This window comes from Balneolaceae bacterium, from assembly GCA_034521495.1.
Lineage (GTDB): Bacteria > Bacteroidota > Rhodothermia > Balneolales > Balneolaceae > Rhodohalobacter.
This window is the reverse complement of the sequence record JAXHMK010000010.1, coordinates 406,464-430,590: the sequence shown is the minus strand read 5'-3', so window position 1 is coordinate 430,590 and position 24,127 is coordinate 406,464. Positions and strand designations below refer to the sequence as shown.

Sequence of the window (24,127 nt, the reverse complement as noted above, 5' to 3'; positions counted from 1 at the left end):
TGAGGTTCAGGTAATCTTAAAGCCCACGAAAGATGAGGATCAATCCAAGCGCCAGCGTGGCCCATGGCAAAAATTTCTGTATCCTTCTACGCACCTCCAGGCTTAGAAAACCAGGACTTATAGCAACGGCTATCATTGCCGGCATGGTCCCAAACCCAAAACCGGCCATAAAAATCATACTGGAAACGGTACTGCCCGTATTCAGTGCGGCTGCAATTGCCATATAAACAAAACCGCATGGTAGCAGGCCATTAAGCAACCCAACAGCAAACAATGCTGAAATTGAATTCATTTTCATAAACTTTTTGAAGGGCTTGGTAATGACTCCCATACGGTTGGAGGGAATTGCCTGCCAGCTGTTTAACTTATTTCTGACCTTTGGAATCACTACTGAAGCAATAATCAGTACGCCTGTCAACACAGACAAATATTTTTGAAAGCCGACCAGCCCTGCCAGTTTCCCAAAAAAGCCAACTACACTTCCCAGCAGTACATAGACGACAGTTCTTCCCAAATTATAAAGAAAGATACCCGCGTATTTTTTCAATCCCTGCACAGCACTAACAGGAAGTGCAAGTGCAATGGGACCGCACATGCCTACGCAGTGCACACTGCCCAAAAAGCCAAATAACAGTCCGCCGATCAGCCATTCAATGATCATATACCGCCTTATTAAATCGCTTCAATCGCAGAGAGTTTGCTGTCACAAAAATTGAGGATAGTATCATGGCCGCAATTGAGATCAAGGGAGATAAAAAACCGACAGCAGCCAGTGGTAAGCCAACGACATTATATATCAAAGCCCAAAAAAAGTTTTGATAAATGGTCTTTTTAGTCTGCTTTGCCTGATATATCATGTCATCCAGTTGCTTAATATCAGGATTATAAAAGACCATATCTGCCTCTACCTTATTTTTATCCGATCCTTCGAACATCGCGATTGTGCTGTCAGCCTTCGCCATTGCCAACAGGTCATTCAAGCCGTCACCGATAAAAAGCACTCTGCCATTTCCTTTCTTCTTTTTCTCTACATACCCTGCTTTTTCTTGCGGACTCATATTTCCAATATATGTCCATTTATCAGACAAGATTTCATCCTGAGGCGCAGGATCACCAGATATAACAGATACGTCGTACCCTTTTTCTGAAAGATTCTGGAGCAGGACTTTAGCGTCATTTTTTAAAGGATGATAGATATCCACTTTTAACACCATCACCTTGTCTACGAACAAGCCAAACGTGTTTTCACCTAAAGTATCAGCTTCGGGATGGGCCCGGTTTAAAAGGGCTATTTCATGGTCTTGATTGTTTTCATCTGACCATACCCCTTTGATGCCAAGCCCCGAAATTTTTTCGAGATTTGATATTCTCATCGGGTCAATATTATTGCTTCTACCATATTCTCTAACCGCTTCAGCAATGGGATGTTCGTCAATAGCTTCAATCCCAGCCAAAAGCATTAACAACGTGATTTCACTGTGCTGTGATCTATCAATAATCTCTACATTCTGTACATTTGCAGCCCCTGTTACGGTGCCGGTTTTATCAAAGATAATATGCGTAACCCGGGCCAGTTCCTCAATTGCATGCGACCCTGTTCTGAGAAGTATACCCTGATCGTGCAGACTTTTATGGGTAATCCATATAGCCGCCGGTGTTGCTATGGCAAAAGCGCACGGACAACCGATGATTAAAACGGATAAAAAGTTGTTAATTGCCGGCCCCGTTTCTCCTGTCCATAGATAATATGCCAAAGTCGCTGCTGAAAGAATCACCACCGTACCCAGCAGGATGCTTGCCGCGCGGCTTGAGATATTTTCATACGTCGATAATTCCTTCTTCTCCCACTCAAATTGTTCAAGGTAGTGTGATAGAGATGATCTTGAAAATGAGGAGGTGAGTTCAATCTCTAAATTTCCATCCAATGCTATTGATCCGGCCTTAATTTTGTCACCTTTATTCTTTAGAATTGCCGTAGGCTCACCGGTTAAATGAGCTTCTCTGACATATCCATGGGTAGATCTTAGAATTCCATCAGCAGGGATAACCTTTTCTGCTTCGGTTTTTATCTCATCACCTTCCGCAAGTTGTTCAGAACTCACTCTTTCCCAGACACCGTCATTATTCTTAAAGATCACAGTTGGAGTTCCAGGCTCCCATTTTTTGCTGTAAGCTCCAATTTTATTCTTCAGGTAGATATCGATCAACAGGCTTCCAATGTAGAAAACGAGGATCATCCCGGAGGTTTCGAAATAGGTGGCTGTCTGAGTCCCTCGCAAGATGTTAATAATAGAAAGCACGTAGGATGAAAAAACACCGATGAAGATTAACGATCCCAGACTAAAGCGCTTAGATTTGAATTCGTCAGCCGTAACCCAAAACACTTCTTTACCAAGTAAAACTAAGATCAGCGAATTGAGGGCAAGAGAAAACCAGACAAAGAATTTAGGAGTATCAGCGTCTATGTGGAGTGTTAAACTCACAAACAGGAGCAGCATACCAAGAACGGCGGCTATTATCCATCTGATCAACAATCCTTCCGGTATGTAAAACTGGCTATCATCCCCGATCTGAAGCCGGTGAGCCATTGAACAACCGTGGCAGCAAAAATTCAGTGCGTTATTTTCAGGTGATTGTCTTGCAGGTAATCCACAATGGTCACATGGAGTGATCTTTGAAGCTGTATCAGCCAAGGCACTAATTTAGAAATGTATCGTTTAGCTCACTGACTTCCCACTGAGATGATCTTTCTCCATATGATTCGCGGTAGCTTTTGATACTGTCTACCGGAACATCAGAGCTGTTATTACCAAATGAATTTCTTACATATGTCATTACTGCAGCTATTTCTTCATCTGAAATTTGCTCACCCCAGGCCGGCATGTTGCCATTATAAGCGACCCCATTTATTTCTATTTCCCCATATAAACCATGAACAATAAGTCCGGTTAAACGGCTTACACTTCCGTTCACGTAATCCGTGCCGGCAAGTGTCGGAAAAACGCCTTCAACACCCTCACCATTCGACTGATGGCAGGTTGAGCATACTCTTCCATAAATATTTTCTCCAAGCTCCATTTGAGTCAACTCCACCGGCTCAGCCTGAACATCATCTTCCGCCTGCGAAATAAATAACTGGTGCGGCTGGTAGCTAAACTCTCCAAAGTAGAATCCGATGTAGAAAAACCCAAAAGCAAAAGTCACCAATATTATTGCATATAACCACCAGGGACCTGATTCATTCCCCTCTTCAGGCAGCGCTCTTTCCCGTAGTACAGCCTGATGGATATCAAAAATGTCATCAGGATTATTTTGTTCTCTATCATCGAATCCTTCTCTGCTATCTTTTTCCTCTTTCGCCATAATATTACTCTTCTGTTCTCTCCTGATCTAATGAAAGAAGATAATCTACAAGGTGCTCGGCCTCTTCTGTTGGCACAACCTTTTTACCTTCAATAGCAAAATCACCGGGCAAATTTACCACTCGTTTGTTCGTGCTTTTATTTTCGTCAATTACTTCAAAAAGCCATGTAAAAGGCGGCATTATTGAACCCGGTGACACCGATTCCGGTGCATATAAATGAGAATAATGCCAGTCTCTGCTGGGCTGTCTTTTTCCAATGTTTGCAAGATCCGGGCCGGTTCTCATTGTACCTAACACATGAGGGGTAAGTCCGTCATAGTCTTCCGGAAGTGAAGCATTTCCCCAGCCACGTTCAAAGTCTGCGCCAAATCCTTTCGGCCTCACCTGCTGTGTATGGCAATATACGCATCCTTCTCTGACGTAAATACTGTGTCCGTTTTTAATGTTAGGTCTAACATATTGTTCAGCAGTAATTTCTTTTTCTGCCAGCATTTTTGGTATAAACACCAGACCCAGCATAGACGAAATAACTAGTGCAGCAGCTCCAAAAACCAGTAGTAAATTGTCTCTCATAATATCAGTCGCTTAGGTCTGTGGTTAAATTTTTAGAGCTTCCTTTAGTCTCTTTCTTCAGTATTTTGAAGTAAGAGTATGCAAATACAAGGTGCCCTGTTGTCAACAATATGGCAGCGATAGAGCGTGATTGCAGAAAGGGCTTCATTTTTTCGACTATATCCAAAAAAGGTATATCCGGATTGTTCATCAAAAATCCCTGCCATATCCCACCAATCTGTAAAGCTACTATATAGAGTATAATTCCAATTGCGCTAAGCCAAAAATGCCATTTAATCCGGCTTGTAGACACCCACTCGTTTCCTGTGATTCTTGGCATGATATAGTACATAGAACCAAAAAGCACCATCGTCACAAATGCGTACATACCTATATGAGCATGTGCTATCACATAATGAGTGAAATGAATGACCTCATTGACATTTCGCAAAGCTTGAAGACTTCCCTGAAGACTCACAAACGTATAGCTCATGGCTCCAAATACGACAAAGCGGAGTGTGGGAGAATTTACAACACGCTTAAAAACCCCCACCACCGTCAAGTGATGGTTTACTGCAACTGTTACAACGGGAATGATCATCATGGCACTTGCGGCAATTGAAATAGTTGTTGCCCACGTTGGCACAGGTCCGCCAATAAGATGGTGAAACCCATTCCAGTTGTAAAACAGGGCCAGTGTCCAAAATCCCAACAAACTTAATGAGTAGCTATATATTGGCCTGCCGGTAACTTTTGGTATTAGATAATACGCTGCCGCAAGACAAATTGGTGTAAACCAAAGCCCAAGCGCATTGTGTGCATACCACCAATTCATACCGCCTTGTACAGTCGTATCATACTCGGGTATGTAAGCGATAATAAGCAGAGCTAAAATCCATATAAACCCTGCAATGATATAATAGACTGATATATAAAGTTTTTTTGTGGCTCTGCATACAAGCATCGTCAAAGTAGCAGCAAATAAAGGCAATAAGCCAGCGACTATAAGCATAGCTGAAGAAAAAGGGATCTCCAGCCATTCCAAGCCTCTTGAATAACCTCCTAAAATTTGAAAAGACCCAATCGTAAGGCCAATATTCCAAAGAGCTAAACCGGTAAGAATAACCCATTTTTGGGGAATAACTACACGAAGTGTTCTCGTAAGTAACCATAGCGCTACACCGGCTCCTGTCATAGAGGCCCACCCATATACCATCGTATTAAGGTGAAGTGGGCGCACTCTGCCAAAAGTTAGCCACGATATATCCCCTAAAAAATTTGGCATATGCATTTTAAAAGATGCTAAAATGGCTAGTGTTGAGCCCACCAATAACCAAATCACTCCAGAGGTAAAAAAAGATAGCAGCACTTTACTTGAATCCCGGTCTACATAATTTCGCCATTCAGCAGCGCTCTTAAAGTTCTTTTTTTTCATGTATCCTCTTTGTCGGATTCTTCAGTTTTATCATCAAACATCTGATCAGTGGGTTCCCCAACCGGCTCATCTTCTTCAAAAGGGATCATAGCATCTTTCTTGAGCTCTTTTATAAATCCTTTTTTGATTGTAAATATCAGTATAGCCACTGCAACAGTTACCATGAGCACTGATATAGAAAAAACAGTTACCGTTCCTGAACCAAAATCCATGATTTGATTAGCTTAAAGTATACGTCCAAAATACTGTGCTAAAATTACTTCTAACATAAATATCAATTATACTGCTTTTAGTCGAAGAAATACAGACGTATCCGTTGATTTTTCTGCCTAAGGGGATAGCACCTATGGCTCCGTAGTTTTGTTGGGTAAACTCGAACGCAAACACACCCTCTTTTCACATCAATGGTCCCTTCCTCGACCAGCGGAATCCGTACCACGGCGGCGCTGACCCGCGGGTGAGTCATTTCCTGTATCATTTCTGAAGTTCAGACTGTTTTCTCTATTTCAACTAACGGCGTACCTATTTCTGTTTCTGTTCGTCAACCAGCTCATCATCCTCTCGGGTCAGGCGACCCGAGCTACATAGAGACTCGTCTGCACGCTGCATCCGCGGGCTGACGAGTGAGTTGAGTATGGATAGAAAGCATGGCATGTCTATTGCCGGTTACTATTAACGGCTTTCCATACCGGTCAATTTGAAGCCAATATCGGGGTGTTTTATGAATTACCTGCAGGATCAACAAAATGATTAGAGTTTAGAACAACTGAAAATGGAAGCTGAAATCCGATTTCAAACAGTTATGCCGGGTTGTAGATCAAAAGACAAACTGCCGCAAATGCCGTCAAATTAAAGGAGTTATTTTGTTTGTAAAAGAACTTTCCGACGTATACAATGCCCCAGAGCTTTAATAGCTGTTTTAACAGACGCCTGACCGTCAATTACCGGCATTACTGCAAGAGTCGTATGCTCAGTAAAAAGCTCGGAATGACCCAATATAACTAAGATAAAACCAACAGAATACGCGTTTGCAAGCAGAATTTCTGAAGTTAAATCTCCGAAGCCACTTGCCGACAGAGTCAGGAACACCCCAACAGTAACGGGCCGAAACCAATATCCAGCCCGGCAGAAAAACTGGACATCAACAGGCCTAAATTATCCCGGTTAAGCTCGTTCTTACCTTTCTTAATAACTGATTTTAAGACTTCTGGCGTAGGCTTCATATCCATATAAGAACCTTGTTTAAAAAGAAACTTTCTAACCTGTGAAAAACTCGCTTCTTACAGACTGTAAAAAAAAGAATCGGGTTTTGTGAATGACACCATATATCCTTTCTACTTGTTTTTATTTCTCAAGCATAAATAGTGATATTTACAGTATAATACTATTTACAAATAGATACTTTCGGCTGTCTTATTCTTAACAAATTCTTTTTTGCTCAGTCGTTCATGTAATGCAAATAAACTGCAAGTTCTCTGCCGGTAATTATTATTTTAATATGCTAACATTATCTCATGTTATTTTAAATCTGTTTACTTATGGAGACTAATAATCAATTGACCTTGAAGCACCGACTGCACGAAATCATTTTTGAGGCTGATACACGGAGTGGCAAAGCGTTTGACGTAATTCTTATCCTCAGCATTATTATCAGCGTATTTGTGGTGATGCTCGACAGCGTCTCAAGCTTTCATGAAATATACGGCGATTGGTTCTATAGAATTGAATGGATTTTTACAATACTATTTACCATCGAATATGTACTTCGGATAATAACGGTAGAGAGGGCAAAGGGGTACATTTTTAGTTTTTACGGGATCGTAGACTTGCTCTCATTTTTACCTACCTATTTTATTTTATTAATTCCCGGCAGTCAATTCTTTCTGGTAATTCGTTTCCTCAGAATTTTACGGATCTTTCGGGTACTTAAATTTACTAAATACATTATCGAGGCCGATCAGCTTCAAGAGGCATTAGTCTCATCCCGCCAAAAAATTATAATTTTTATTTACACTGTCGTGACAATAACCGTAATCGTCGGCTCACTTATGTACGTCATTGAAGGTCCCGAAAATGGATTTACCAGCATCCCAAAAGGTATATATTGGGCTATTGTTACGTTAACTACAGTAGGCTATGGTGATATTTCCCCGCAGACAAGTTTGGGACAGATGGTTTCAGCAATGATTATGATTATGGGATATGGCATTATAGCGGTACCCACAGGTATTTTTACTGCTGAACTGAGTCGCGTTAAGAAGGGGAAACAGACGACCGAGGTCTGTCCCTACTGTTCAAAAGAAGGGCATGATGCCGATGCAGAATATTGTAAGTATTGTGGTAGCAAGCTGAATCCCGAATAAAGATCTTAAGTGGTCTTTGCCATCCATACTGATGTGAATCTTATACTCCTGTAGAGTTTCTATCCAGTGTGCACACCTTTACTGTCTGAATCACAGCTCAGGCAAATCATTAGTGAAACAGTAAGCTAAATTCTGGAATACCGGATGTTCACACCGGGTTGGGGGCAGTATCACCGGAATATCCAATTTCCACTACCGGTTTATTTTTTAATGACGTTTTCAGGTCATAGGGCATAATGAGTCTTTGAAAAATTTCAACTTAATTCCGTTTAAGCACTGTTTATATGTGAATTTTTCATGATGCTCAATCTCATATTTCGATAAATATGTGCAGAATTCAAGTTACTATTATGCAGTGACTTCGTGTATCATTTTGAAGGCAATCAGCAGTAATACAACGGCATAAGCTACTTTCACATGTTTTGATTTAGCTTTTTGGGTCATATACCGCCCTCCCAGTTGCGATCCTATAACAACGGCAATAACCACAATTACAGTCAGCTCCCAATTCATTTCACCACTGGCTGTGTGGCCCAGATAGCCCGATGCCGAGGAAAATGTGACTACCATGGCTGTGGTGGCTGCGGCTTCCTTGGTTTTATAGCCCATCATCATCAGAATTGGCGCCACGATAAAACCGCCGCCAAGACCTAACATTCCGCCCGTAAAGCCGGCAAATGACCCTACGAAAAAACCAATCATACTTCGTTTCTTCAAAGACATCATTTTTTGAGGCTCAGGTAATCTTGAAGCCCACAGTGTCCGTAAAGCAGCAGCAAGAACCATTGCCGCAAACAAAATTTTCAGAGTTTGTACGGGTACGTATCCGCTGGTCATTGCCCCCAATGGCGCTGCAATAAGAGCGGTAACGGCCATCACGGCTCCGCCTTTCCAGTCAACCATTTTTTTCGGGCAAAAGGAATCAGCACCAGGGCTGTATTCAACCCGTTCAGTAACAAACCCAGAGGGATGGCTACTTTAACCATGTCAAAACCTGCCCAGTTAAGTACCGGCACATATACCATGCCACCGCCTAACCCCAGCATGGCAAATACAAAAGAAGCAATGGCAATAATGAAAAAAACAATGGTATATAGCATGTTTTATGATTTATACCTGCATTATTCACAAAAGATAGTTATTGAAGATTATCTTTCTGGATTTATTGATTTACCGCAGGTAAAGATTAACGTTTTATTTAACGGTTTGACACACGCTTCGAATTTTACCCGAGGGCTTCGTTGTCTTTAAAATGGTTTACTGAGGCTGTCCAAAAAGAGACATTAGTTCGAATAGCGCTTAAATAATTAATTTTCTTCTTCAGACTCACCCTATATCCCTCTCTAAACTAATAGAGAGGGATATAAAGTCTAAATTATCTAAGCTTGTTTCTGTGTTAATTCACTTTTTGGACAATCTCCCGCCACCATTTTATGGACGCTTTGCCCACGCCGCAGGCATGTCTTGGATACAACCAAATTTATGCTTTCAAGGAAACTATTGGCCTTGACGGTTTTGACGGATTGAGGAAGCTGGAAGATCTGCGCATACCTTTTATCATACCGGCCAGAATCTATATTACAGGCTTTGGTCGTGGTGGACCATTGATGAAAGGTAGCAGAGATTCTGCGACCGCCATCAATTACTTCACAGCCTTAATTTGGTCTTATACTGAAATAGGTTGACACAATTTAAGGAGTCAACCGATGAAAAATAAAGGTTGTAAACCACAACCGACCTACAGTGATAGTTTTAAACTTGGAGTTGTCAGGCGCGTGGTTAATGGAGAATTAACCAAAGACCAAGCCCGTATTGAGTTTGGCATTGGAGGTAAAAGTTCAATTCTGGAATGGATGGGAAAATATGGATATTGCAGTGATCCACTCATCCAGCATGCTATGGCAAAACCTCAGGAAAAACCGGACCCCAGCAACTTAAAAAAGAAGGTCCGTCAGTTAGAAAAACAGCTTCATAACGTACGCATCCGTTCGGAGTTTTACCGGACAATGATTGATGTGGCTGAACGTGAGCCGGGTACCCCATTCGAAAAAATTCCGGCACCAATCCATCCCATTAACACGTCGCAGCTATCGGGTTCCTATGAACCTGATTGCTGATGGATTGGTGTAAGCAGGGCAGCGGTCTATAAATCATAAAAGCGATCTGCCTGTTACCGGCGTTGCGCCTACACTTATTAAAAACGAAACAGACCTATCGTGTCGGAACTTGAACTTGCCACAATTGATGATGTCCTTGCCGAACTGGGTGCCATTATTGAATTGACCGTAGAGGAGGATAGTCCGCTCGGGATTTTTGCATATGTGTACCGTCGCACCACGGCCAAAATCGCCGAGGGACTGGATCAGGGCCGATTCGAAGATGCCGGGCGGATGGAGCAGTTCGATGTATGTATTTGCCCGCCTCTATATCTGCTCAATTTCCAGGTTCTGCTAGATAGTCCATTCGCCAAAAAGGAAGAACTAAAAAACGGCTTTATTATCTGATGAGTGGGTTGTTGACATCAGTGATGAAATAATCATTGAACTGAATCGCGAATATCTTTAAGAAGTTGAGCTTTCTGTTTTAGATCATTCAAAAGCCGTTTGGAGAGAACCAGTGGCACTGTAGCTCTTTCATTTGTTTCCTTTCTCCGTTGCTATAACCGATGCCGCGATTTGGCAAAACAGTCATTCCATTGCCAAATCGCTTACACTGAAACTCATCAAGTAACAATTTGAAACACTCGGCGTAAAGAGATGAGTTGAATGATGATAATTCCCGGCACCACGTGCTTTGATCTGACAATATCAAACGTGTTTAAACGTTATTTGTAAGTAAAGTAAATCTGTGTGATGAATGATTCGATAAAAACATTAAGAGGTATATCTGTACTGTTAACTCTTTCCAGTCCGCTTGCCGCACAGGAGAGCACTTCTGCCATGGATCCGGGAGTCCGGATCGCAGCCGTAGACAGCGTCGCCGCACTCGTCGAGTACCACTATGTGATGCCCGACGCAGGTCGCATAATCGCCGAGCATATACGGATGCAGGCGCGATCGGGTGCCTATCAAAAAACCACAACACTTTCCGAACTTGCACAGGCACTCACTGAGGACTTGCAGGCGGTCAACGGAGACCTGCACCTGAACGAAGCACCTCTTCTGAACCTGGAACCCTGTGAGATCGAAGGTGTGGAAGGAATGCTCCGGTGCGGCACTCTCGATGTCTTTGAGGATCGGACGGCGAAGATTGGCCGCATGATTTCACTCCACCTTGCTATTCTACCTGCAATGAGCGAAAACAACGCACATGACCCCTTATTCATATTGGCGGGCGGTCCAGGTCAATCAGTAATAAACGAAGCGCGGGGTATAGCCCGCGATCTTGCAGACGTACGTAAGCATAGAGATATTGTTCTTGTGGATTTGCGCGGTACAGGAAAGTCAAACGCACTGCGCTGCGAGCCGGATACACCTCAGGCAAAACTGAATTTTCTTTCCTGGAGCCTGTCGGATTCATTGGTTACGGAATGTCTCCAAAAATTTAATGCCGACCCCGCACTCTATACCACACCGATTCTGATGGACGACCTGAACGAGGTGCGAGCTAAGCTTGGCTATGACCAGATAAATCTCTATGGCACATCTTACGGCACACGTGCGGCACTTGTTTATGCGCGGCGTCATCCCGATCGGGTTCGCTCTCTCGTACTTCGGTCAGTTGCTCCTCCGGGTGTACCGATTCCACTCTTACCTGCGCGTCACGGGCAGGCAGCCCTTGAGAGCCGTTTTGCAGAGTGTGCAGCTGAGGAGGAGTGCCGTACCCAATTCCCCTCCCTTGCGAAAAACCTTGATGAGGTGCTCACACGCCTCTCCGAAGAACCCGCACAAGCCAGATACGTAGATCCCGCATCCGGTGATACATCTGCGGTGTCGATCAACCGCGAGATCTTTGCGGGGGGCATCCAATTTGCTCTTTACACACCTTTTTTAGCGAAGCTACTGCCGGAAATGATCCATGAAGCTGCTTCAAACAATTTTGCGCCTTTCATCCAAGTCGCCACCCCAATGGCGGAGATGCTTCCGCGCTCTATAAGCTTAGGCCCTGTTCTACTCCGTCACCTGTACCGAAGATGCTCCGTTAGTCTGGCAGATGGATGATGCTATGATCGCAAGCAACACCAAAAAAACATTTCTCGGGCGCACAGTCTTGGACAGCCATGCGCGTATCTGCACCAAATGGCCTCGAGGCAGCGTATCTGAATCTTTCCATAAGTCTGTTTCCTCCGATGTGCCGACATTGTTGATTTCGGGTGAAATGGACCCGATAACACCACCAAGCCTGGCGGAAGCCACTATGCGCAACCTTACAAACAGCCGTCACATCATCGTTCCCGGAGCAGGTCACAGTCCCGAAAACGAATGCGTAGATAGGCTGATAAGCGAGTTTCTTCAGGCTGAATCAATTCAGGAGCTGGACACTGTTTGCTCTTCAGAATGAGAAACACTGCGTTTGCCAGGAGTGGGGTGGAGCAGTATCTATGTGGAGAATCCACCCAATCTTCACAAATATCAGTATTTTGAGTAGTTTAAATTGGGTAAAATGAATTGCAATGCCCTTTTTCTCTATATACGGATTTGTTATTGCATTTTAGCCTTCATTACCTGAGTTCGATTAAAGAATGGTCTTTTTCTGAAATAGCTTAACACAATTTATGGAGTCAGCTGATGAAAAATAAAGGTAGTAAACCACAACCGACCTACAGTGATAGTTTTAAACTGGAATGCTATTTAGGTTTGGATAATACCGCGAGCGGAGGGACTGATTCGTGACTTCGAGTTTAATCTCGGGAGAATCGGTTAGTCTGTCTCCGATCGGCTGGTATTATAAAAAGCAGAAGTTAACTACCTTTCTCAATGTTGAAGTCTAACAGAAGTATCGGGATGAACAAACAGATTCACGATGATTATATGTTTTAAATTATTACCCACAAAGATGCCCGTAGAACCTTGTTTTAAATGTATCATGCCGGGAGTGAAGGTATGGAATCAATAATTCCAAAATTTTCTAATCCCATCCACAGTAAAAATAATAGATAGAAAAGAATAAGTCCCACCGCTTCTCTTTTATAGATCTCTCCGGTAAACGTATACGGTACGGATAAGTCGTAATACTCTTCTCTTTCAAAGTCCCATTCGAAAAAAATGATCTCGAAGAACTGACCTCGTTATCAATGATGTAATCGTGGTGCTTAAATTTCGGGTTACATTAGTGTTACAATCTATAAAAAAGTATAGTCAATTAGGTAGCCACAAAAACACGAAAGCACAAAATTATTTGTGTTTTTCTACTTTTGTAGACTCTTTTTAAGTTGACCATTGAATTGATTTATTGATCCTGACACTATATTAATTTATTGGTTGCTACACTAGCCAAAATCAGATAAGCTTTAAATTGGCAATAGGACGCAATGAATTGAAAAATGTTTGAAACTCCCTGTAAGAGATGAAGATTAGGTAATAATCCAGATAGTGTAAGTGTGTGTTACCTCATAATAACAAATGAAATAAACCCAGATCATATATAACAGTGACAGCAAATAAACAAACTCCAAAAAAGAAGTTTGGTACCTTTCTCGGGGTCTATTTGCCAAGTACGCTTACAGTGCTGGGGCTCATCATGTATCTGCGATTCGGCTGGGTGGTGGGAAATCTGGGCCTTAACCTCACCATTTTTATTGTCATTCTGGCGAATGTCATTACATTTATTACGGGACTCAGTGCAGCAGCTATCGCCACAAATATAAAAGTAGGTATTGGCGGGGTTTACTACCTTATTTCCCGCAGTCTCGGTCTGGAGACGGGCGGGGCAATTGGGGTGGCATTTTTTATCAGCCGCACACTTAGTATTACGTTCTACGCGTTTGGTCTTTCAGAACTCATTCTCCTTTTTTGGCCTGTGGAACTGTGGGGCACAATGCCCGGATACACAATACCGCTGTTAACGGCCATCATCATTATTCTGATCACGTTAGCATCGGGAAAAAGCGCGAATCTGGTTCTTAAATTTCAGATTCCAATGCTTATTCTTGTGGTACTTTCAATTCTGGCACTTACAGCTGGAGTATTTATGAATGAACTCAGGATGCCGGAATACTCACCCGCATACAGAACTGTGAGTCCCGATGGAGGTCTCTGGATCGTATTCGCCGTATTTTTTCCGGGCGTAACAGGATTTTTAGCCGGAATCGCCATGAGTGGTGACCTGAAAACTCCGGGTAATTCTATCAAACAGGGAACCATTTACTCGGTTTTTACCGGGCTTGCTGTATATCTGCTTATTCCATTACTTCTATCCATTTCAGCGGCGGTATCATTCGAGAATATGGCGGATGAAACATACGGCCTTCAGGCCTGGATTGATATAGCATTCCTTGGTGGCCTCTTTATCTATCCTGCGGCATGCGGTGCTATCCTTTCCTCGGCAATCGGAAGTGTATTAAGCGGCCCGCGGGTTTTACAGTCTCTATCAATTGATGGACTGGCTCCTAAATTTCTCTCAAAAGTTTCTAAAACAGGTCAGCCAACTATCGCTACCTGGATAACAGGCGGAATTGCACTTGCGGCGGTTGCTTTGGGGGATTTGAACACAGTAGCCAAATTTGTAACAGTATTGTTCCTCACGTTATATGTAATTATCAACCTCGTTGCAACCATTGAAAATATTGTAGCGGAACCGTCCTACCGCCCGAGCGTTAACATTCCGTGGTATGTCTCTTTTATGGGTGCATTGGGTTCCCTTTTTGTGATGTATCTGATCAGTCTTCCGGCTCTGATTCTTGCGTTTTTGCTGGAAGGAGGCTTCTATCTCTACTTCAAGAAAAAAGCACTGGAGCAGCAGTGGGGAGATGTTAATGCCGGTATCTGGATGAAGATCGCACGGTTTTCGCTGTTAAGAATGAACAAACTTCATGTGCGAAAGCGTAACTGGCGGCCGATTATTCTTCTTTTTGCGAAAAACATCAGAGACAGAATTGAACTTGTAAAGCTTGCAGCTGCATTTGGGCAGAATCGCGGAATTTTATCCATCTCAAAACTTGTGTTTAGATCCGACAGACCTGACCGAAAAGAGCGAAAAAGGATGAAGGAAGAGATGATCCGGGAGGTGAACAGCTTTGGATTAGAAACATTCTGCGAAGTAAACGAGGTGGAAGACCTGAACAGCGGAATTCTTAATGTGTCCAAAGGTCATGGCATTGCCGGCTTGAAAACAAACACTATTATGTTTGGCTGGTCTGACTCATTGAGTGACAATGTCAACCAGCTTCGAATAATTCGATCACTTTCGCATATGGGAAAAAATATAGTAGCGGCTAAATTTAACGATCATGAAAACTGGAAAGTCAGTAATCACGAAAATATCGATGTGTGGTGGAGCGGCGCCGACAATAACGGTGACCTGATGATGATCCTGGCCTACATGCTTACCCTGAACCCTGAATGGCAGCATGCGAAAATAAATATCCGGGAGGTTATTGACCACCCCGGGCAAAAGTCAACGATCAGCGAAGCCATTACACGTTCACTGAAGGAGGCCAGAATTGAAGCCAATGCGGAGGTGATCATCAAACAGCAGCGCGGGTTCCCGGAAATTCTCAGAGAGTATAGTTCCGATTCCGATATTGTGATGCTTGGGCTGAAATATGCCGGAGAGGAGGAGATGGAAGAGCACGCCCGAAAAATCGATCAGCTCTCAAACGTTGGAAAAGTATGCGTATTTGTCCAAAACAACTCGCTTGACGATAATTTTCCGGTACTTCTGCAGTCTGCTAATGAAGAAGATGAATAAAAACGTTATTCATCCAACTGAGGGCTTTGCAAAATCGTGGTTATTGGTTAATCTGAACTCGATTCAGATTCTCCATTCGTCTTTATAGCCAGCATCTGGAGATCCTGAATCCCCCGGATGGATCCCGATGGGAAAGTTCAGGATGACGGTCATAGTTTTGCAAAGCCTTTCAACTAAAAAAATGCTCCTAAAACAACAAAATAGTGAATATTGGATCAGATGTATTAGGGGCTTTCAGAACCAAACATTTGTTTTCGACTTCATTCGTCGTACTCCTCATTGCGCTCAAACTGACGTCCTAGAGCGCAGCGAGCGAAGTAAATATCGGTATTTCAAACCTTATTAATTCATCATCAAAACCGGACAGTTGATTTTGAAATCACCTGAAGAGATCTCCTTAAAAGTGGCTGGTCTTTAGATAGGATTAACAATCCTGATTTCTGCTGATTTACAGAGTTTAGAAACCGGCTGGCATTTGGCTGATCCAACAGCTCAACTTTTGCATAAACAGGTGAATTTCGCAGTAATTTTTCTATCTCTTTGTTTCGCTCACTATGTAATTCCGAATTATTATTAACCATTAAAATAGTAATCGTACTCTCGTTGCGTTCGGCAATATTTAAAGCTGCTTGAACCGCGCGATAACTTTCTTCAGATCCATCATAAACAGCGGTAATTTTCCTGCCAAGATGTAGCCCCTCTTTCAGGATTAATATTGGTTTGTCGGCTTGTTGGATGATTCTCCTGGCCGAAGATCCCAGCACTTTTCTTCTCGCTGAAGCTCCTTTGAGTCCGATTGTAATGAGGTCAGAATTTTTGGCCGCTTCTAAAATCTCTTCTTCAACTTTCCCCCGGGTTGAGTTCCATGAATATGTAATCTTATGCCGCCGGCTGATATTCTCAAGTTTTTTTCTGAGCCTGTTTTCAAGTACACTGACCTGGTTTTCCATTGTTTGATCTTCAAACGGGGAAATCTGACCCGTGAGCGAGTTCACCACAGAGATGGACGGAAGCCTCGATACACGATTCCAAATCTCATCATAAACAAAGAAACCCTGTATTTTTGCCTCCAGGATCCGAGCCAATAGAGCGGCAGCTTCGAGTGCAGCCTGGCTGTGTTTGGAAGTGTCTACAGCTACGAGAATTTCGCGAACCAGTATCGTTTTCTCGTTTTCTTCAACCATATCTATTTTCTGCCGTTTTCTGGTGCTGTAAATGCTTTCCGTTTATCGGCCAGCTGACTTAGATTCGACGTTACTTTGTGGTTCAATGTTTGTTCGGGATACGTCCCGTCTTCCTGTTCTTCACCAATCTCCATATCGGTCAGGAATTTAAGTCCTTCATCAACATGCCCAATGGAGTAGATATGAAATTTATCATCTTCAACAGCTTCAAGAATGTCACTGCGAAGCATCAGGTTTTTCTCGTTGGCTTTGGGAATGAGAACGCCCTGATCGCCTGTGAGTCCGCGCTTCTTGCAAACATCAAAAAAGCCCTCAATTTTCTCATTCACTCCGCCAATAGGCTGAATTTGACCGTGTTGGTTGATTGAGCCGGTGACGCTAAACGACTGCTTCAGCGGAACATCTCCAATGGCTGATAACAGGGCAAAAAGTTCGGCTGCAGAAGCACTGTCACCATCAATATTCGAATACGATTGCTCGAAAACAAGGCTTGCATTCATCGAAAGGGGGCTGTTTTTTGCATATCGTTCCCCAAGGAATCCTTTTAGAATCAGGACACCTTTAGAGTGAATAGGACCGCTCATCTCTACTTCTCGTTCAATATTAATAATTTCACCTTTTCCGATTTGCACTCGAGCCGTAATCCGATTTGGCCGGCCAAACATCAGGTTACCTATTTTTGCAACGGACAAACCATTTATTTGTCCAACTGCCTTGCCTTCAGTGTCAATAAAAATGGTATCGCGGTCTATAGACTCCTGAATTTTGTCACGGATTCGGGCTGAGCGATAAATTTTTTGTTCAACTGCCTTTTCAACATCCTCATATTGTACCAGGTCGTGTTCGTTCTCGCTTGCCCAATGATTGGATTCCATCAGCAAATCCTGAATTTCATCAGTTTTGATAGATAACTTTTCTCTGTCGCTGACCAATCTCGAGCTCTGTTCAATGACTTTGGCAACCGCTTCACGGGAAAAAGGACGAAGCTCATTTTCATTTACCAATCCTGCAATAAATTTGGAGTAGTTTACCTGGTTTTCATCCGAGCGTTCAATTTCATCCTCAAAATCGGCTTCAACTTTAAATAGTTTTTGAAAATCGGGATCATATCTACATAGCAGGTAATAGAGCAAACGGTGCCCCATGAGCACAATTTTAACATCAATATCGATCGGATCCGGCTCAAGGGAAACGGTACTGATCATACTGTAGGATTCCCCGAGTGATTCAATCTTCAACTTTTCCGATTTTAATACCCGCTTTAAACCTTCCCAGGCAAACGGTTCAAGCAAAAGCTGACGGGCATCCAGAATTAAATAACCGCCATTGGCTTTATGAAGTGCACCCGGCTTGATCAGATTGAAATTTGTTGTGAGTGCACCCATTTTTGATTTGTATTCAATCCGGCCAATCAAGTTTTTATAACTGGGATTATCCTCATATATAACAGGAGCGCCTTCTGTCTCGCTGTTATCAACCACAACATTTACCCGATATCGATCCAGTATCGGATTGCCTGAACCACCCGACATTCCTGCCATCTGTGGCTGTTGCCCGCCGCCCATCATCTGGGCGAGTTGATTTTGCTGAGGGCCTCCCTGATTACTCATAATAGCTTGTACGTTCTCAACAACATCCTTCTCTACGCTTTCCAGGAAGTTTTGTATGTTTTCCAATTCTGAAAACTCCTCACGAACCTCTTCAAAAAGATCTTTTATGGCGTATGAAGCGATCTCTTTATCTAATTCTTTTTTTTGTTTACGCATCTGACGCTTGGTAGCGGGCATTTTTCGAACAAATTCCTGCAACTCTGACTGAAGTTCCTTCGTTTTCTTTTCCAGCTCTTCTCTTTTTTCTTTGGAAAGATTCCGAACATCATCTTCAGACATCAAGTCCTGATCCCCTTCCTCTTTAATAGGAGCAAAAGTAAACCCGGCAGGAGTTCGTAAAAGTGATAATCCCTTTTCCCTTGCTTTATTCTGAATATCCTCAAGAGATTTATCTTGCTGATTCTGAACTTCATCCTGCAATGCCTGGCGGCGGTTTTCATACTCTTCTGATTCAAATGCAGCCGTGAGTGTAGGAGTAAGATCCTCGATCAACTTGTCCATTTTTTGTTTCAGATCTTTACCTCTGCCACTTGGCAGCAACATTGATGAAGGCTTATATTTGTCATCAAAATTATTGATGTAGCAAAGATCTTCAGGCACTTCCTGATTTTTTGATTCATTCTCGAGATATTCCCGGATATAACTCTGTTTATCTGTCTCATCCGGACCAAGAGCAAAAATATTATAACCTTTCTGGTCCATTTTAGTCCCAAAGTCCAGGGATGAAGTCAATCGTTCCTGGCCTAAAATGGTGATTAGATCTTCAATCTCTTTTGTTGATTCAAAATCAAATAGTTCTGTTTCGCAGGCTTTTCGCAGTGATTTACTGTCTAATTTTCTCACTTAAATAGATATTTAATTGACCTTTGTTACGTTGAATGTCAGACATCTTTCTTGAGTTCCATTAAATGTCTCTTAAAGAGTATTTTACCATTTATTTTTATTAGACTAAATATTTTTACCACTATGAAGAAGCTACCTATACTGATACTGTTAATTATCTTCACAGCTGCCGGTACATTTTACAATCCCGTTATTCCGCAGGGATTATCTGAATTTTCAACAGCTGATACTCTCGTTCAAATGGAACGAACGGTCTGTTTTGGCACCTGTCCTGCATATACACTATCCATTTTAAAGGATGGAAAAGTAACCTTTAACGGAAGAGAATTTGTAGATCATAAAGGAATAGCAACAGGCCAGATGTCTCAGAAAAATTTAGATGTACTGATTCAAAGGATCCGGGAATCTCATTTTATGGATGTTCCTTCAAGTCCAGAATGTGAATCACGATATACAGATCACTCAAGTGTGTTTTTAACAGTCAAATTGGAAGATGAGCGAAATAGTGTTTCACATTACCTGGGGTGCAAGGGGTTTCAGTATGAGGGTGAATTGTATGAACTTGAGGAAGCGATTGACAGCCTTGCCGGTGTCGATAAATGGGTAGAAGGGAAAGATTAGCAAAATTTTCTGAAATCAATCCTGCTTTGCGCTTGATACTACCGAAAGTTCATCATCCTGGACGGAGTGTTCGTTTGGTTTCCGGGATGTGTCAATCACCTGAATGCAGATAGCACCGGCAATAACCAACAATCCGGCTAAAATTTCATAAAGAGATGGATTTTGTCCAATGGAAAGCCATGCAATCAAAAGTGCAGCAATAGGAACGAGGTTACCGTAAATAACAACCCGTGTGGGGCCTAATAATCTCAATGCACGGACTTTTACCCACTGACCCACGCCAACACCGACTGCTCCACCGGCAAGTATAGCAATCCATGTCCACATTCCAAGATTCAGCCAGTCTTCCTGCACCAGGGAAGGGGAGGCAATTAAAAGATAGAGCGTTCCGCCAATAACGGTTCTCATCGCTACCATACTTACGGAGCCATATTTCCGGGCAAGAGGTTTAATCAGGTGTAGCTCAATGACTGTCAACACCAATGCAATAAATAATAAAAGATCACCCGACCAATATCCCTGTTCTACGAAGAGGCCATCGTAAGCAAGAGTTAAAGTACCGAGCCCGGCTAATATCACGCCTGCATATCCAATCTTACCCATTTTTTCAGTGCTGAGAACGTAACCAAGACCTGTGCTTACAGCAGGCCCCAGGGCCAGCCAGATCGAAGCACGCGCACCATGTGTTAATCCAAGCCCTTCAATTCCCAGCCACGGGGCAAGGGTTGCGCCTAAAACGGAAACCCACAAAAGCCGCATCCAGTCTTTCTTCTCGATGCGGGGAAAGAATTGAAATGTGGTTCCTGAGCGTTTGGCATCCACATAGACCTGCGCATAGAGGACGGCCAACATGGCAATACCGCCCATCGCAAATCTTGAAACGCTGAAAGAGATAGGAGCCATTTCACGGAGAGCAATTTCTGCCAGGATAAAATTGGCTCCCCAAAAAATGTAAAAAGAAGGAGAAGTCCGTGATGTGAGAGTTCTTTTCCGGGATTGTGTACAGTATGTTCTGAGAGTTCAGTGTCAGCCAAGAAGTTGATCCGTTAGTCAGCTAATTGTAAACGCATTGAAGACAAAAAATTAATCTGATATGGGTCGATATCATTCATAAAAAATCAATATAAAACAATATTAGTGTAATACTTATTGCCAAACCGAACTGTAATAAAGTTTTAAAAATTGATTCAGCTGTAACTGAACTTACAGAATGGTGCCTGAATAATTTTAAGAATAAAAGAGGAAAGAAAGTTGAACCGCCAAAGTATGAAAATCAATTGCGATGAAGTGAGGAGTTACCCCATTTTTTTAAGCAAATAATTAGCAATGGCGATGAAATTTGTCTCGGTTTTTGAAACGTCCCGAACCGTCGGGACCAAGGAGTTTTTTCGATCAAAAGCCCCGAAGGGGCGTCATCAATAGCATAGGACGGAGTCCTATGTATTGGGAATCATAGGAATTGTGTAGCCCTGAAAGGGCGCAAGCTTTCCTCTGACAATCTCTTGGGCTTACGCCCTTTCAGGGCTGATCGAATGAAATGCGTTATTTTTCATAGGGTTTCACCCCATGCTATTGATGACGCCCCTTCGGGGCTTATTATGCAGTCTTCTTTCAAACAAAGAGCATTTCCACTTGTTTAAAAAAGAATCCTTCTGATTTTATTAAACTTACAGTTCAATAAGTAAAAATTTCGGGGTAACTTCTCCGATGAAGTGAAGCAATCACAGGGTTGGGGATCGCTTCACATTCTCGCAGTAAAAATTTAAAAATGGGTTTGGCTGAGAAATCAATCAACTTATTCGAAACTGGTAATTTCCCAGTTTACACGGTCATCAAACGGATCATCATCAAGTGTGAATTCACCGTTTTGTTGTGACACGGTAACAGTTTCAACTTCATCACCATCCGGCAGATAGATTTTTCCGCTGGCTGATTCTCCATTAGCAGAAAACACTCTCAGTTCCAGGTTCGACCAATCCATATCTTTGGTGGATTGAGCCAGTTCGATGTGCGGTATCACCGTTCCGCTTTTCACAAGAACAACAATGGGAATTTCACCCGCCTCGATGGTATGCCACCCGCCTTCGTAGGTTTCCCCGGTTTGATAGTCAATCCACGTTCCGGGCGGCAGATAGACATCACGTTCTTCAACATTTTCAAAAAGAGGAGCAACCAGCATGTCCGATCCAAACAGGTATTGATCATCAATCAGCCATGAACCGGGATCATCCGGGTATTCAACAAACAATGCTCTAAGCATTGGAAGACCTCGTTCTGCACTGTATTTTCCTTGCGAGTAGATATAAGGCATCAACCTGTAGCGCATGTTGTCTGCCTTACGAAATCCTTCCAGGAATTCGTCACTGTACTCCCACGGTTCTGTAGGTGGGTTTCCGTGCGATCGAACGTGAGAGGTTAGCATGCCAAATGGTGTCCACCGCCGGTAGACATCTTCAGGTGCTGCCGCTGTAAATCCACCAATATCGTGACTCCAGAATGTAAATCCGGTTAAGCCTATCGAGAGTCCTGCCCGAAGTGTGGCTGACATTGCTGAACTTGTGGTTGCCGGATCACCACCCCAGTGAACGGGATAGCGCTGACTACCGGCCCATGTGCTGCGGGCCCAAATAAAGGGATAACCGCTAACCTGTTCAGTGATTTCTGCAGCTGCCTTGTTATATCGAAGAGGGTAGAGGTTGTGTTCGTACCAACCGGTTCGTCCTGAGTGATAGAGCCCATTTTCTGGAGCCGCTTCCCCAAAATCTACCTTGATAGCTCCAACGCCCATTTCAAGCAAAGGTTCGAGCTTGTTTTGATACCAATCAACCGCTTCGGGGTTGGAGAAATCGATGATGGCATCCTCAACAGGAATATTCCCTTTTCGGTCTTTGATGGCGAGATCATTCTCAACCAGTTCATTGTACAATTCATTTTTTGGAGTCATGTAAGGTAGCTGCCAGAGAGAGATATGAAATCCCTGATCTTTAAAATCCTGAATCATCTGTTCAGGATTAGGAAAACGCTCTTCAGGAAATTCGTAATCGGCTCTCCAGTCAACGCCAAACCAACCGGTATCAAAATGAAGTACATCGGCAGGAATTTCGAAGTCCCGAAGTTGATTGATAACCTGCCGGCCATCTTCTTCAGAAAAGTAGGTGATACGGCTCATCCAGAATCCAAATGACCAGAGTGGCGGCATGGAGGCTTTACCGGTCAGTTCGGTGTACTCATCCAGGATATCCTTTGGCTCACCGAGAAAGAAAAAGAGGTCGGCTTCATCATCGCCAATCATCATGGAGTTCACGGCGTTGAAGTATTTGCCAATATCAACAGAAATGGGGCTGGAGTGATGCATAAACACGCCGTACCCGCGATTGCTCATATAAAATGGAACCGGCTTGTACATTGTTTCATTCTGTGTACCGTTTGCATCATCCACCCAGAGAACTACTTTTTCACCGCGCTTATCAAACTGTGTGAACGACTCCCCAAATCCGTAGATCTTTTCGCCGGGCTGGAGGGACATTACTGCGGAGTAACTTCTTGAATAGTCGCTCGCCCTGCGGACATAAGAGAATGGCAGTACAGGTGTAAAGGTATTGGTGACATCAGACATGTGAACTGTACTCGTAAGAAGTTTGTCTTCTTCATCATAAATATATACATGCCAGGGGTTTACCGTAATTAATACTTTGCCGTGTTCGCTTGTATATTGATGCCCCTCTTCAACTTTGGCATACTTCCATTCGTCGCGGGCATCGGGAGCAGTTCCATTAACCAGCATAAGCGATTCTCTGTCCACAAATTGCGGCCCCGAAGAGACTTTAAGACGAACCGTTCTGGATGACACAAACTGGATGGAAAATGGAAGTTCGGGACTTGCCGCATACTCCGTTCCCGGAAATTCATTCGCTTCAACAGGGCTCAATGTGGCAAGTAAATTGTTGAATGCCATACGAGTACCGTATTCATATCGATTATATTTAAGTGTGCCTGATGCTGTTTCCGGATCAAACGATATTAGTTCATCCGCCAGGTAGTATGTGTTTTGAAAATTTGTAAAGTCCGGGGAGATATCCGTGGGTTCATTTAGAATACCTGTTCCCTGTAACTGTGCAGACACTTTGTTCACAAACAAGAAAGCAGCCAACACTCCGATAAGTAGTGAATATTTATTGATCATAACGTTCCTGTAATTTAGATCTTTAATCTAATGTGGTTTAATTACCCGACACTCTGGGTCGGAAAAAAGATAAAAGTCCCCCTTCGAAGGGGGAAAGCGAGCGGAGTGAGCAGGGGGATGACTT

The 24,127-nt window shown here is 43.0% G+C and carries 19 protein-coding genes; 7 read left to right on the top strand and 12 right to left on the bottom strand.

The genetic code is table 11. The features are described from left to right. Window positions 1-16 precede the first annotated feature (16 nt). The 6 genes from U5K72_10755 to U5K72_10730 are packed head-to-tail and all read right to left on the bottom strand — an operon-like array spanning window position 17 to window position 5,563. Window positions 17-661 carry a sulfite exporter TauE/SafE family protein gene (locus U5K72_10755; GenBank protein ID MDZ7719284.1) on the bottom strand — a complete coding sequence of 215 codons (645 nt, stop codon included), beginning with the start codon at window positions 659-661 and terminating at the stop codon, window positions 17-19. Further along, window positions 651-2,693 carry an HAD-IC family P-type ATPase gene (locus U5K72_10750; protein ID MDZ7719283.1) on the bottom strand — a complete coding sequence of 681 codons (2,043 nt, stop codon included), beginning with the start codon at window positions 2,691-2,693 and terminating at the stop codon, window positions 651-653. Before U5K72_10750 ends, U5K72_10755 begins: the two co-directional genes overlap by 11 nt. A gap of 4 nt (window positions 2,694-2,697) precedes the next feature. Then, window positions 2,698-3,363, bottom strand: a complete 666-nt coding sequence (locus U5K72_10745; GenBank protein MDZ7719282.1) for a cytochrome c — start codon at window positions 3,361-3,363, stop codon at window positions 2,698-2,700. Between the two features lie 4 nt (window positions 3,364-3,367). After that, a complete protein-coding gene (locus U5K72_10740; GenBank protein ID MDZ7719281.1) occupies window positions 3,368-3,937 on the bottom strand; it encodes a cbb3-type cytochrome c oxidase subunit II in 570 nt (189 codons plus the stop codon). Window positions 3,938-3,941: 4 nt separating this feature from the next. Next, window positions 3,942-5,351, bottom strand: coding sequence for a cbb3-type cytochrome c oxidase subunit I (locus tag U5K72_10735; GenBank protein ID MDZ7719280.1), 1,410 nt, complete (start codon window positions 5,349-5,351; stop codon window positions 3,942-3,944). Next, window positions 5,348-5,563: a hypothetical protein gene (locus U5K72_10730; protein MDZ7719279.1), complete on the bottom strand. Its 216-nt coding sequence runs from the start codon at window positions 5,561-5,563 to the stop codon at window positions 5,348-5,350. Before U5K72_10730 ends, U5K72_10735 begins: the two co-directional genes overlap by 4 nt. A 1,350-nt stretch (window positions 5,564-6,913) precedes the next feature. On the opposite strand from U5K72_10730, the gene U5K72_10725 reads away from it, so the two are divergent. After that, window positions 6,914-7,714, top strand: a complete 801-nt coding sequence (locus tag U5K72_10725; protein MDZ7719278.1) for an ion transporter — start codon at window positions 6,914-6,916, stop codon at window positions 7,712-7,714. Between the two features lie 348 nt (window positions 7,715-8,062). On the opposite strand, the gene U5K72_10720 is transcribed toward U5K72_10725, so the two are convergent. Both U5K72_10720 and U5K72_10715 read right to left on the bottom strand, forming a co-directional pair. Further along, a complete protein-coding gene (locus tag U5K72_10720; protein ID MDZ7719277.1) occupies window positions 8,063-8,617 on the bottom strand; it encodes a sulfite exporter TauE/SafE family protein in 555 nt (184 codons plus the stop codon). After that, on the bottom strand, window positions 8,590-8,814 hold the full coding sequence (locus U5K72_10715) for a hypothetical protein (GenBank protein MDZ7719276.1): 225 nt from the start codon (window positions 8,812-8,814) through the stop codon (window positions 8,590-8,592). Before U5K72_10715 ends, U5K72_10720 begins: the two co-directional genes overlap by 28 nt. A gap of 606 nt (window positions 8,815-9,420) precedes the next feature. Between U5K72_10715 and U5K72_10710 the strand changes: the two genes are divergently transcribed. From U5K72_10710 to U5K72_10690, 5 genes are all read left to right on the top strand, one after another. After that, window positions 9,421-9,831 carry a hypothetical protein gene (locus U5K72_10710; protein ID MDZ7719275.1) on the top strand — a complete coding sequence of 137 codons (411 nt, stop codon included), beginning with the start codon at window positions 9,421-9,423 and terminating at the stop codon, window positions 9,829-9,831. Window positions 9,832-9,930: 99 nt separating this feature from the next. Then, on the top strand, window positions 9,931-10,218 hold the full coding sequence (locus U5K72_10705) for a DUF5995 family protein (GenBank protein ID MDZ7719274.1): 288 nt from the start codon (window positions 9,931-9,933) through the stop codon (window positions 10,216-10,218). Window positions 10,219-10,566: 348 nt separating this feature from the next. Next, window positions 10,567-11,874, top strand: coding sequence for an alpha/beta fold hydrolase (locus tag U5K72_10700; GenBank protein MDZ7719273.1), 1,308 nt, complete (start codon window positions 10,567-10,569; stop codon window positions 11,872-11,874). Continuing rightward, on the top strand, window positions 11,867-12,214 hold the full coding sequence (locus U5K72_10695; GenBank protein ID MDZ7719272.1) for an alpha/beta hydrolase: 348 nt from the start codon (window positions 11,867-11,869) through the stop codon (window positions 12,212-12,214). The genes U5K72_10700 and U5K72_10695 overlap by 8 nt, the downstream gene beginning before the upstream one ends. A 1,089-nt stretch (window positions 12,215-13,303) precedes the next feature. Beyond that, entirely contained in the window at window positions 13,304-15,562 is a 2,259-nt protein-coding gene (locus U5K72_10690) for a hypothetical protein (protein MDZ7719271.1), read from the top strand. Between the two features lie 353 nt (window positions 15,563-15,915). Here U5K72_10690 and U5K72_10685 read toward each other — a convergent pair whose 3' ends face one another. Continuing rightward, the gene (locus U5K72_10685; GenBank protein MDZ7719270.1) at window positions 15,916-16,746 is read right to left on the bottom strand and encodes a universal stress protein; all 831 of its coding nucleotides are present in this window, start codon (window positions 16,744-16,746) and stop codon (window positions 15,916-15,918) included. Between the two features lie 2 nt (window positions 16,747-16,748). After that, window positions 16,749-19,199, bottom strand: coding sequence for an ATP-binding protein (locus tag U5K72_10680; protein MDZ7719269.1), 2,451 nt, complete (start codon window positions 19,197-19,199; stop codon window positions 16,749-16,751). A 123-nt stretch (window positions 19,200-19,322) separates the two neighbouring features. On the opposite strand from U5K72_10680, the gene U5K72_10675 reads away from it, so the two are divergent. Then, window positions 19,323-19,820 (top strand): DUF6438 domain-containing protein, encoded by a 498-nt coding sequence (locus U5K72_10675; protein ID MDZ7719268.1) that lies wholly within the window; start codon window positions 19,323-19,325, stop codon window positions 19,818-19,820. A 15-nt stretch (window positions 19,821-19,835) separates the two neighbouring features. Here the strand turns inward: U5K72_10675 and U5K72_10670 are convergent, their stop codons facing one another. Then, entirely contained in the window at window positions 19,836-20,771 is a 936-nt protein-coding gene (locus U5K72_10670) for a DMT family transporter (GenBank protein ID MDZ7719267.1), read from the bottom strand. A gap of 844 nt (window positions 20,772-21,615) precedes the next feature. Then, entirely contained in the window at window positions 21,616-24,003 is a 2,388-nt protein-coding gene (locus tag U5K72_10665) for a glycoside hydrolase family 31 protein (GenBank protein MDZ7719266.1), read from the bottom strand. Between the last annotated feature and the right edge of the window lie 124 nt (window positions 24,004-24,127).

Bases quoted from the DNA above. Each gene is read 5' to 3' on its own strand.
- U5K72_10755 (MDZ7719284.1), bottom strand. From the start codon at position 661: ATGATCATTGAATGGCTGATCGGCGGACTGTTATTTGGCTTTTTGGGC.
- U5K72_10745 (MDZ7719282.1), bottom strand. From the start codon at position 3,363: ATGGCGAAAGAGGAAAAAGATAGCAGAGAAGGATTCGATGATAGAGAA.
- U5K72_10740 (MDZ7719281.1), bottom strand. From the start codon at position 3,937: ATGAGAGACAATTTACTACTGGTTTTTGGAGCTGCTGCACTAGTTATT.
- U5K72_10735 (MDZ7719280.1), bottom strand. From the start codon at position 5,351: ATGAAAAAAAAGAACTTTAAGAGCGCTGCTGAATGGCGAAATTATGTA.
- U5K72_10730 (MDZ7719279.1), bottom strand. From the start codon at position 5,563: ATGGATTTTGGTTCAGGAACGGTAACTGTTTTTTCTATATCAGTGCTC.
- U5K72_10720 (MDZ7719277.1), bottom strand. From the start codon at position 8,617: ATGGTTGACTGGAAAGGCGGAGCCGTGATGGCCGTTACCGCTCTTATT.
- U5K72_10715 (MDZ7719276.1), bottom strand. From the start codon at position 8,814: ATGCTATATACCATTGTTTTTTTCATTATTGCCATTGCTTCTTTTGTA.
- U5K72_10710 (MDZ7719275.1), top strand. From the start codon at position 9,421: ATGAAAAATAAAGGTTGTAAACCACAACCGACCTACAGTGATAGTTTT.
- U5K72_10700 (MDZ7719273.1), top strand. From the start codon at position 10,567: ATGAATGATTCGATAAAAACATTAAGAGGTATATCTGTACTGTTAACT.
- U5K72_10695 (MDZ7719272.1), top strand. From the start codon at position 11,867: ATGGATGATGCTATGATCGCAAGCAACACCAAAAAAACATTTCTCGGG.
- U5K72_10685 (MDZ7719270.1), bottom strand. From the start codon at position 16,746: ATGGTTGAAGAAAACGAGAAAACGATACTGGTTCGCGAAATTCTCGTA.
- U5K72_10675 (MDZ7719268.1), top strand. From the start codon at position 19,323: ATGAAGAAGCTACCTATACTGATACTGTTAATTATCTTCACAGCTGCC.
- U5K72_10665 (MDZ7719266.1), bottom strand. From the start codon at position 24,003: ATGATCAATAAATATTCACTACTTATCGGAGTGTTGGCTGCTTTCTTG.